This is a genomic window from Ferrovibrio sp. (assembly GCF_029255545.1).
Lineage (GTDB): Bacteria > Pseudomonadota > Alphaproteobacteria > Ferrovibrionales > Ferrovibrionaceae > Ferrovibrio.
The window spans coordinates 1-9,655 of sequence record NZ_JANLJJ010000004.1 but is presented as its reverse complement, the minus strand read 5'-3'; the positions used below and the strand labels follow the sequence as shown (position 1 = coordinate 9,655).

Annotated in this window: 8 protein-coding genes and 2 pseudogenes; 1 reads left to right on the top strand and 9 read right to left on the bottom strand. The window is 62.7% G+C overall.

Annotated elements, in window-relative coordinates; translation table 11 throughout:
• The 3 genes and pseudogenes from metH to Q1J79_RS00175 form a co-directional block, all read right to left on the bottom strand.
• A pseudogene (gene metH, locus Q1J79_RS21070) lies at window positions 1–2,313 on the bottom strand (methionine synthase); the annotation flags it as partial.
• A gap of 86 nt (window positions 2,314–2,399) precedes the next feature.
• A complete protein-coding gene (gene metF / locus Q1J79_RS00180) occupies window positions 2,400–3,314 on the bottom strand; it encodes a methylenetetrahydrofolate reductase [NAD(P)H] (protein WP_300295094.1) in 915 nt (304 codons plus the stop codon).
• On the bottom strand, window positions 3,311–4,306 hold the full coding sequence (locus Q1J79_RS00175) for a metalloregulator ArsR/SmtB family transcription factor (protein ID WP_300295092.1): 996 nt from the start codon (window positions 4,304–4,306) through the stop codon (window positions 3,311–3,313). The genes metF and Q1J79_RS00175 overlap by 4 nt, the downstream gene beginning before the upstream one ends.
• A gap of 193 nt (window positions 4,307–4,499) precedes the next feature.
• On the opposite strand from Q1J79_RS00175, the gene Q1J79_RS00170 reads away from it, so the two are divergent.
• Complete coding sequence (locus tag Q1J79_RS00170) at window positions 4,500–5,135, top strand: phospholipid-binding protein MlaC (RefSeq protein WP_300295090.1); 636 nt, start codon at window positions 4,500–4,502, stop codon at window positions 5,133–5,135.
• Between the two features lie 83 nt (window positions 5,136–5,218).
• Here the strand turns inward: Q1J79_RS00170 and phoB are convergent, their stop codons facing one another.
• From phoB to Q1J79_RS00140, 6 genes and pseudogenes are all read right to left on the bottom strand, one after another.
• Window positions 5,219–5,935 (bottom strand): phosphate regulon transcriptional regulator PhoB, encoded by a 717-nt coding sequence (gene phoB / locus Q1J79_RS00165; RefSeq protein ID WP_300295088.1) that lies wholly within the window; start codon window positions 5,933–5,935, stop codon window positions 5,219–5,221.
• Window positions 5,932–6,651, bottom strand: a complete 720-nt coding sequence (gene phoU, locus Q1J79_RS00160; RefSeq protein WP_300295086.1) for a phosphate signaling complex protein PhoU — start codon at window positions 6,649–6,651, stop codon at window positions 5,932–5,934. The genes phoB and phoU overlap by 4 nt, the downstream gene beginning before the upstream one ends.
• A 19-nt stretch (window positions 6,652–6,670) precedes the next feature.
• Window positions 6,671–7,471 carry a phosphate ABC transporter ATP-binding protein PstB gene (gene pstB / locus Q1J79_RS00155; RefSeq protein WP_300295083.1) on the bottom strand — a complete coding sequence of 267 codons (801 nt, stop codon included), beginning with the start codon at window positions 7,469–7,471 and terminating at the stop codon, window positions 6,671–6,673.
• Entirely contained in the window at window positions 7,468–8,307 is an 840-nt protein-coding gene (gene pstA, locus Q1J79_RS00150; protein WP_300295081.1) for a phosphate ABC transporter permease PstA, read from the bottom strand. Before pstA ends, pstB begins: the two co-directional genes overlap by 4 nt.
• A gap of 4 nt (window positions 8,308–8,311) precedes the next feature.
• Window positions 8,312–9,292, bottom strand: a complete 981-nt coding sequence (gene pstC / locus Q1J79_RS00145) for a phosphate ABC transporter permease subunit PstC (RefSeq protein WP_300295079.1) — start codon at window positions 9,290–9,292, stop codon at window positions 8,312–8,314.
• A gap of 124 nt (window positions 9,293–9,416) precedes the next feature.
• Window positions 9,417–9,655 (bottom strand): annotated as a pseudogene (locus Q1J79_RS00140) (phosphate ABC transporter substrate-binding protein PstS); the annotation flags it as partial.

The following is a 9,655-nucleotide window of genomic DNA, read 5'->3' as shown; positions in this document are numbered from 1 at the left end:
CGATCACCTCGTAATTGTTGCACTGGAGCACGACGCCGACGATGTTCTTGCCGATATCATGCACGTCGCCCTTCACGGTAGCCATCAGCACCTTGCCGTTGGTCTGGGCCGGGCCGGAGGCCTTCTCGGCCTCGATGAAGGGCAGCAGGTAGGCCACCGCCTTTTTCATCACGCGGGCGGATTTCACCACCTGGGGCAAAAACATCTTGCCTGCGCCAAACAGGTCGCCGACCACGTTCATGCCATCCATCAGCGGGCCTTCGATCACCTCAAGCGGCTTGGAGACGGTATGGCGCGCCTCTTCCACGTCCTCGTCGATGAAATCGGCAATGCCGTGCACCAGCGCATGGGTCAGGCGGGCACGAACATCCTTCTCGCGCCAGGACATGTCGATTTCCTGGGTGCGGGCGCCACCCTTGAAGCGCTCGGCGATTTCCAGCATGCGCTCGGTGGCGTCGGGGCGGCGGTTGAGCAGCACATCCTCGACGCGTTCGCGCAGTTCGGCCGGGATATCCTCATAGACCGGCAGCTGGCCGGCATTGACGATGCCCATGTCCATGCCGTTCTGCATGCCGTAATAGAGGAACACGGCGTGCATCGCCTCACGGACCTGCTCGTTGCCGCGGAACGAGAACGACACGTTGGAGACGCCGCCCGAAATATGGCAATGCGGCAGGTTCTCACGGATACGGCGCGCGCCTTCGAAAAATTCAACGGCGTAGTTGTTATGCTCCTCGATGCCAGTGGCGACCGCGAAGATATTGGGATCGAAGATGATGTCTTCCGGCGGGAAGCCGATCTTCTCGGTCAGCAGCCTGTAGGCGCGGGCGCAGATCTCGAATTTCCGGTCGGCGGTATCGGCCTGACCCTGCTCGTCGAACGCCATCACCACGGCAGCGGCACCGTAGCGGCGCACCTTGCGGGCCTGCTCCAGGAAGGCCGCCTCGCCTTCCTTCAGGCTGATCGAGTTGACGATGGCCTTGCCCTGCACGCATTTCAGGCCGGCCTCGATCACCTCCCATTTCGAGGAGTCGATCATGATCGGCACGCGGGCGATATCAGGCTCGGAGGCGATCAGGCTGAGGTATTTCACCATCGCAGCCTTGGAGTCGAGCATGCCCTCGTCCATGTTGACGTCGATGATCTGGGCGCCGCTCTCGACCTGCTGGCGGGCGACGACAAGGGCAGCCTCATAATCGCCGCTGACGATCAGCTTGCGGAATTTGGCCGAGCCGGTGACGTTGGTGCGTTCGCCGATGTTGATGAACACGGGTCCGTTGAAACCGGGACGCTCGGACGGAGAGGACGGAGACTGGGTCATGCGGCGGGCACGGCAAAGGGTTCAAGGCCGGACAGGCGAAGCTGCGGCGGGATGGAGGGAACGCGGCGCGGCTTCACGCCTTTCACGCTCTCGGCGATGGCGCGGATATGGTCGGGCGTGGTGCCGCAGCAGCCGCCGACGATGTTGACCAGGCCGGCCTCGGCCCATTCGCGCAGATGCGTGGCCGTGGCATGCGGCGGCTCGTCATATTCGCCGAACTGGTTGGGCAGGCCAGCATTGGGATAGGCGCTGACCGGCACGTCGGCGACGCGGCTGAGCTCAGCCACATAGGGCCGCATCTGCTGGGCGCCGAAGGCACAGTTGAGACCAACCGAGAAGGGCCGGCTATGGCGCAGGCTGTTCCAGAAGGCTTCCGTTGTCTGGCCCGACAGCGTGCGGCCCGACAGGTCGGTGATGGTGCCCGACAGCATGATCGGCCATTCCTCGCCAAGCTCGTCGAACAGCTCGTAGAGACCGAATACGGCGGCCTTGGCGTTCAGCGTGTCAAACACGGTTTCAACCAGCAGCAGGTCGGCGCCGCCCTCGATCAGGCCGCGCGCCTGCTCCTTGTAGGCGTCTTTCAGCTCATCGAAGGTGATGTTGCGGAAATCGGGCCGGTTGACGTCGGGCGACAGCGAGGCCGTGCGATTGGTCGGCCCGATGGCGCCGGCGACGAAGCGCTGCCTGGACGGGTCTTTCGCCGTGTATTCGTCGGCGGCCTGGCGGGCCAGCCGCGCACCCTGCTCGTTGATGTCGCGCACGGCGGCTTCGAGATGGTAGTCGGCCTGGCTGATCCAGGTGCCGCTGAAGGTGTTGGTCTCGATGATATCGGCGCCGGCATCGAGATATTCCCTGTGCACGGCCAGGATGACATCGGGGCGGGTGATGTTGAGGATATCGTGGTTGCCCTTCAGATCGCTGTTGGCGCCTTTGAAACGGTCGCCGCGATAATCGGCCTCGGTCAGCTTGCGCCGCTGCAGCATGGTGCCCATGGCGCCATCCAGCACCAGGATGCGTTCCTTGGCGGCTGCCTTCAGAGCAGCGCGGCGCGCCTGGCGCTGTTCAGGGGTATCAAGCATCAGGCCGCCGCCTCTCCAACAATGGCCGGCTTCGGCCGCACGCCCAGCACATGGCAGATCGCGTAAGTGAGATCGGCGCGGTTCAGCGTGTAGAAATGGAACTCGTCGATGCCGGCGACCAGCAGGCGGCGGCATTGCTCGGCCGCCATATGGGCCGCCACCATGCGGCGGGTCTCCGGATCCTCGTCCAGGCCGTCGAACATGTCGGCCATCCAGGCCGGCACGCTGGCACCGCAGGCAGCGGAGAATTTCACCACCTGGCGGAAATTGGTAACCGGCAGGATTCCCGGCACGATCGGCACGGTGATGCCCGCCGAGCGGGCGCGATCGAGGAAGCGGAAATAGACGTCGGTGTCGAAGAAATACTGGGTGATGCAGCGGGTGGCACCGGCATCGACCTTGCGCTTGAGATGCTCCAGCTCGACGCGCGGCGAGGCGGAATCCGGATGGCCCTCGGGGTAGCAGCCGACGCTGATCTCGAAATCGCCGATCTTCTTCAGGCCAGCGATCAGATCGGTGGAATTGGCATAACCCTGGGGATGCGGCTGAAAGCTGCCGGTGCCTTCCTGGGGATCGCCACGCAACGCCACAATATGGCGGATGCCAGCCTGCCAGTAATGCTGCGCCACCTCGTCGACCTCGCCTTTCGAGGCGCCGACGCAGGTGAGATGCGCCGCCGGCTTCAACCCGGTTTCATTGAGGATGCGCACCACAGTGTTATGCGTGCGCTCGCGCGTCGAACCGCCAGCGCCATAGGTGACCGAGACGAAACGCGGGTTGAGTGGGGCGAGCCGCGTGACGCTGCGCCACAGGCTGTCCTCCATCTCCGGCGTCTTCGGCGGGAAGAATTCGAACGAAACCTTAAGCGGGCCCGGGCGGCGGGCGGCATAGGCGTTGCTGTCCTGGGTGGTCATGCGGCGGCACTCTTCTGCGCGGCGGGGGAAAGCTGGGCGGCATGCCGGATGGCGCGCCAGACATGGACGGTGAGCGGCTGGCCCGGCAGAGCCACGACCGGATCGAGATCAAGGCCGGCGGCAGCGCACCAGCCGCGCAATTCCGCATCGGCGAAACCGAGCCGGCGATGGGCATGGCGGGCGCGCAGGTCTTCCAGATCATGCGGGGCAAAATCGACGATCACCAGGCGACCACCGGGCTTCAGCACGCGGGCGGCTTCCTGGATGGCCTTCTGCGGCTCGTCGGCGAAATGCAGCACCTGGTGGATCACCGCGGCATCAACGCTGGCATTGTCAAACGGCAGGGCATACATGTCGGCCTGGCGCACCTGGCAGTGCTTGATGCCGGCGCGCTCCAGATTGGCGCGGGCGATGCTGAGCATGTCGCGACTGAGATCGACGCCGAGGCCACGTTTGATATGGGGGGCCAGCACTTCGAGCAAACGGCCGGTGCCGGTGCCGATATCGAGCAGATCGTCAATCGGCTTGCCGTCATTCAGCAGCCGCAGCACGGTGGTCTCGACCTGGGCCTCGTCGACATGCAGCGAGCGAATCGCCGACCATTGCGCGGCATTGTCGCGGAAATACTGCTCGGCGGTTTCGGCGCGGGCGCGCTTCACCGCCGCAAGCCGTTCGGCATCGCGGGCCAGCGTCGGGTCCTGCGGCGGCAACAAGGTGCTGAGCGCCCGCACCAGCGGCGCGCCCGGCAGCCGGTCGCCGATGCGATAAAAGGCCCAGGTGCCCTCCGGCACCCGCTCCAGCAGGCCGGCCTCGCAGAGCAGCTTGAGATGGCGGGATACGCGCGGCTGGCTCTGGCCCAGGATCTGGGTCAGTTCCGATACGGTCAGCTCACCCTGGGCGCACAGCGCCAGCAGCCGCAGCCGGGTTGGTTCGGCGGCCGCCCGCAGGGCGGCCATCAGGGTGTCGAGGGACAGGGCGAGCTCGGTTGGCATGATGGAAAACACATAAACATATCTTTATCTATTTGTATAGCTTCAAATCGACCGCGATCAAAAAAGGACATGGCCTTACGCCCGGCAACACGCTATGTATTCAGCCGTCATATTATGCTCCAGCGCCTAATAATCCATTCTGTTCCATGGCTTAGGCAGAAATACCCTTCAGACAGCCCCCAGGCGGATTCCGATGTTTTTCTCCTTGTCATTCCTTGCGCCCTTCCGCCGGCATGTGCTGGCCGGTCTCGTCCTGGCCTTTGGCCTGACCACCCTTCCTGCCCCGGCTGCTCCGGCCGCGATACCCGCCGACCAGTTCATCCGTCAGGTCGGCACCGAGACCCTGCAGGCGCTCGGCGACCGCTCACTGACGAGCGAGAAGCGCGAAGCCCTGGTGCGCAACCTGCTCACCACGCATCTCGACCTCGAGGCGGTGGGCCGTTTCTGCCTGGGCCGCTACAGCCGCGGCCTGAACGATGCGCAGAAGCAGGAATACGCCAAGCTGTTCGAGGATTACCTGGTCAAGGTCTATGCCCAGCTGCTGTCGCAGTATAACGGCGAGACCCTCGACGTGCGCGACAATGCCCGCGAGGTTGGCAGCGAAACCATCGTCGATTCCCATATCAACCGCCCGAACGGCCCGCCGATCCGGGTCGAGTGGAAGACGCATGAGAAGGATGGCAAGCCGATGCTGACCGATGTGGTGGTGGAGGGCGTGTCGATGGCCTTCACCCAGCGCCAGCAGTTCGAGTCGGTGATCCAGAATAACGGCGGCAAGATCGATGCCCTGTTCGCCGCCATGAGGAAGCAGATCGCCGGCCGCCGCTGAAGCCGGCCGCATAACGCAAAAAAGCCCGGCCGTTACACAACGGCCGGGCTTTTTTATTCGCCGGTACCATCTGCCGCCAGCGATCAGGCCATGGCCGCAGCCGGCGTCAGCTCCAGCGCATAGCCGGCGGAGCGCACGGTGCGGATCACATCGGATTCCCCGCTGGCATTCAACGCCTTGCGCAGGCGACGGATATGCACATCGACGGTACGCTGCTCGACATAGATGTCGCGGCCCCAGACCGCGTCCAGCAACTGGTCCCGCGACAGCACGCGGCCGGGATGCTCGAGGAAATAGCGCAGCAGGCGGAACTCCGTCGGTCCAAGATGGATGTCGCGGCCGTTGCGCGTGACCTTGTGGGTGGCGATATCCATCACCAGCCCGCCATAGGTGAGCACTTCCTCGGCCAGGGCCGGGCGGATGCGGCGCAGCACCGCGCGGATACGGGCGAGCAATTCGCCGGGCGAGAACGGCTTGGCGATATAATCGTCGGCCCCGGCATCAAGGCCGCGCACGCGGTCGGCTTCCTCGCCGCGCGCCGTCAGCATGATGATCGGCACATTCCGGGCATTCGGGTCGCGACGGAGCTGGCGGCAGACTTCCAGACCGGAGAGCCGCGGCAGCATCCAGTCGAGCAGGATCAGGTCGGGCATATGCTCGGCCACCTTCAGCAGGGCCTGCTCGCCATCCGTCGCCTCATCGACGGTGTAGTTTTCCTTTTCCAGATTGTAGCGCAGCAGCGCCAGCAGCGCCGCCTCGTCCTCGATGACGAGGACGCGCGGCTTGACTGTGACATTCATCGCGTACCTCCTGGCGCGTTGACCACCGCATAGGCAGTGTCGTCACTTTTCGGGCGGTCTTCCTTCATGACCTCGCCCTTGACCGCATAATGGATCAGCTCAGCGATGTTGGTGGCGTGGTCGCCGATCCGCTCAATGTTCTTGGCTATGAACAGAAGGTGCGTGCAGGGCGTGATCGAGCGCGGATCCTCCATCATGTAGGTCAGCAACTCGCGGAACAGGCTGGTATAGAGCTCGTCCACTTCCTCGTCGCGCGCCCAGACCGCGTCCGCCTTGGCGGCATCGTCGGTGATATAGGCGTCCAGTGTGTCCTTGATCAGCGCCTGCACCAGCGCCGCCATGCGTGGGATGGCATGCACCGGGCGCACCAGCGGCGCCTGATTGAGCGCGACGGCGCGCTTGGCCACGTTCTTGGCATAATCGCCGATGCGCTCGATTTCCGAAGAGATGCGCAAGGCAGCAACTATGATACGCAGATCGGCGGCCATCGGCTGGCGGCGCGCCAGCAATTCGATGGCAAAATCGTCCACCTGGGTCCGCAAGGCGTCGATCTTGGCATCGCCCGCGACGACAATCCCGGCCAGTTCGCTGTCGCGCTTGACGATCGCCTCCACCGCAGAAGCAAGCTGCGATTCCGCCAGACCACCCATCTGCACGATCATGGTGGAAAGCTTCTTCAGTTCGTCGTCGTATTTCTGGACGATATGTTGCGGCATAATGCTTTCCTCACTCTGCTCAGCCAAAACGCCCGGTGATGTAATCCTGGGTCTGCTGCTTTTCCGGATGAGTAAACATCCGCTTGGTGTCGCCAAATTCGATCAACTCGCCAAGATACATGAAGGCGGTGTAATCCGAGGTGCGCGCCGCCTGCTGCATGTTATGGGTCACGATCACGATCGTGTACTCCTCCTTCAGCTCGTCGATGAGCTCCTCGATCTTAGCCGTCGAGATGGGATCAAGCGCCGAGCAGGGTTCGTCAAGCAGGATGATTTCCGGTCGCACCGCGATTGTGCGGGCGATGCACAGGCGCTGCTGCTGGCCGCCGGACAAGCCGAGGCCAGTGCTACTCAGCTTGTCCTTCACCTCTTCCCATAGCGCCGCCTTGCGCAACGCGCTCTCGACCCGCTCGTCCATTTCTTCCTTCGACAAGCGCTCATAAAGCCGAACCCCGAAGGCGATATTCTCGTAGATCGACATCGGGAACGGGGTCGGCTTCTGGAACACCATGCCGATCTTGGCGCGCAGCATGTTGAGGTCCTGCCCAGGGTCGAGGATATCGGCGCCATCCACCATGACTTTGCCCTCGGCGCGCTGCCTCGGGTACATCTCATAAATCCGGTTAAGCACCCGCAACAGGGTCGACTTGCCACATCCAGACGGGCCGATAAATGCGGTTACCTTACGATCATAGAGCGTCAGGTTGATGTTCTTCAGCGCTTTGCTGTCACCGTAATAGAAAGCGAGATTCTCGATCGACACCTTGGCCTTGACGGCTTCAGCAATTTGCATTGGGCGTTCCATGGTTTCGATATTCATTTGCTGGTCTGCCTTCCTGCCAGGGCGCGGGCGCCGATATTGAGAGCCAAAATGGCCAGCGTAATGATCAGTGCGCCGGCCCAGGCCAGCGCGCGCCAGTCTTCGTAGGGGCTCAGCGCGAACTGGAAGATCACCACCGGAAGGTTGGCCATCGGCGCATTGAGATCGGTGCTGTAGAATTGATTGTTGAGCGCGGTGAACAGCAACGGCGCGGTCTCGCCGCTGATGCGTGCAATCGCCAGCAGTATTCCGGTCAGCACTCCGTTGCGAGCGGCACGATAGGCCACCCGGCGGATCACGAAATAGCGTGGCGCACCAAGCGCCGTGGCAGCCTCACGCAGACCGTTCGGCACGAGATTGAGCATGTCCTCGGTGGTGCGCAGAACGACCGGGATGACGATGATGGCCAGTGCCGCGGCGCCGGCCCAGGCCGAGAAATGGCCCATACTGATCACCATCACCTCATAGACGAACAGGCCGATGACAATCGAGGGCGCGCTGAGCAGCACGTCATTGATGAATCGCACCACCATCGATAATTTTGTGGCACGCCCATATTCGGCCAGGTAGGTGCCGGCCAGGATGCCGATCGGCGTACCGAACAGAACCGCGATCGATGTCATGATCAGGCTGCCGATAATGGCGTTGCGCAGGCCGCCATCCGCGCCGGGCGGAGGCGTCATTTCAGTGAAAACCCGGAGCGACAGTCCGCCAAATCCCTCGAAGAACAGCGTGCCAACGATGAGCACCAGCCAAGTCAATCCGAAAAGCGCAGCGCCGATCGAAAGGATGACGACAGCGCGGCTGCGCAGGCGGCGACGGGTATAGAGGTCCATGGCGTCAGGCCCCCTTCACGTTCATGCGCAGCAGCATGAGCCGCGCCGCCGCCAACACGATGAATGTGATGACGAACAGGATAAGGCCAAGCGCGACCAACGAAGCGGTGTAAATGTCGCCAACTGCCTCGGTGAATTCATTGGCAATGGTCGCCGAAATCGTCGTGCCCGGGCCAAGAACGGAGGCATGAATCTTATGAGCGTTGCCGATCACGAAGGTGACCGCCATGGTTTCACCCAGCGCGCGCCCCAGTCCCAGCATCACGCCGCCGACCACGCCCACCCGTGTGTATGGCAGCATCACGTTGCGGATGACTTCCCATTTGGTGCAGCCCAGGCCGTAGGCTGCTTCTTTCAGAACCGGCGGCACGGTTTCGAACACATCGCGGGTCACCGCGGTGATAAAGGGCAGCACCATAATCGCCAGGATCAGGCTGGCGGTGAGGATGCCGATACCATAAGGCGGCCCGGCGAACAGGTTTTCCAGCACCGGCACGCCACTGAAGGCGTTGATCAGGAAGGGCTGCACATGGCGCTGCATCACGGGCGCGAAGACAAACAGGCCCCAGATGCCGTAGATAATGCTGGGGATGCCGGCCAGCAGCTCAATGGCGATACCAATCGGCCGCCGCAGCCATATTGGGCAGATTTCGGTAAGGAAAATGGCAATGCCAATGCTGATCGGCACGCCGATCAGCATTGCGATGAAACTGGTGATCAGCGTACCGGCGATCGGCGACAGGGCGCCAAATTGTTCGGTGACCGGATTCCACGATTCAGTAACCAGAAAACCGAAGCCGAATTTCGCGAAGGCCGGCCATGAGCCTTCAAGCAGCGCGACAATGACGCCGCCAAGCAGCAGCAGCACCGTCAGGGCTGCCGCGAAAGTCATGCCGTGAAACAGACGATCAGAGATACCAAACCAACGAGACCCAACGGCCCGTTGTCGCGCCGCAGCGGATGAATTGAAGGCGATATCTGTCACGGTCTCACTCTCCGCTGATCGCTTCTTTCAGGAGCATTCTGTCCGCATGCCCCGAGAAACTATTGCCGGCGATGCGGACGGCCGGTTTGAACCAGCCGTCCTTGTCGTCGGGTATCAGACTTCGTTACTTGCCTGCGTAGACTGGCTTGCCGCCGGCCTGGATCTGTGACGACCAAGTCTTGCGGACCAGATCGGCCACATTCGCCGGCATGGCGATGTAGTCGAGATCGCCGGCCATCTTGTCGCCGTTCTTGTAGGCCCAGTCGAAGAACTTCAGGGCCGAAGCAGCAGCCGTGGCATCAACCGGATTCTTGTACATCAGGATGAAGCTGGCGCCGGTAATCGGCCAGCTCTTGTCGCCCG

What these genes read in the sequence shown, in the direction of transcription:
- metF (WP_300295094.1), bottom strand. Translation starts at nt 3,314, where the DNA reads ATGACCACCCAGGACAGCAACGCCTATGCCGCCCGCCGCCCGGGCCCG.
- Q1J79_RS00175 (WP_300295092.1), bottom strand. Translation starts at nt 4,306, where the DNA reads ATGCCAACCGAGCTCGCCCTGTCCCTCGACACCCTGATGGCCGCCCTG.
- Q1J79_RS00170 (WP_300295090.1), top strand. Translation starts at nt 4,500, where the DNA reads ATGTTTTTCTCCTTGTCATTCCTTGCGCCCTTCCGCCGGCATGTGCTG.
- phoB (WP_300295088.1), bottom strand. Translation starts at nt 5,935, where the DNA reads ATGAATGTCACAGTCAAGCCGCGCGTCCTCGTCATCGAGGACGAGGCG.
- phoU (WP_300295086.1), bottom strand. Translation starts at nt 6,651, where the DNA reads ATGCCGCAACATATCGTCCAGAAATACGACGACGAACTGAAGAAGCTT.
- pstB (WP_300295083.1), bottom strand. Translation starts at nt 7,471, where the DNA reads ATGAATATCGAAACCATGGAACGCCCAATGCAAATTGCTGAAGCCGTC.
- pstA (WP_300295081.1), bottom strand. Translation starts at nt 8,307, where the DNA reads ATGGACCTCTATACCCGTCGCCGCCTGCGCAGCCGCGCTGTCGTCATC.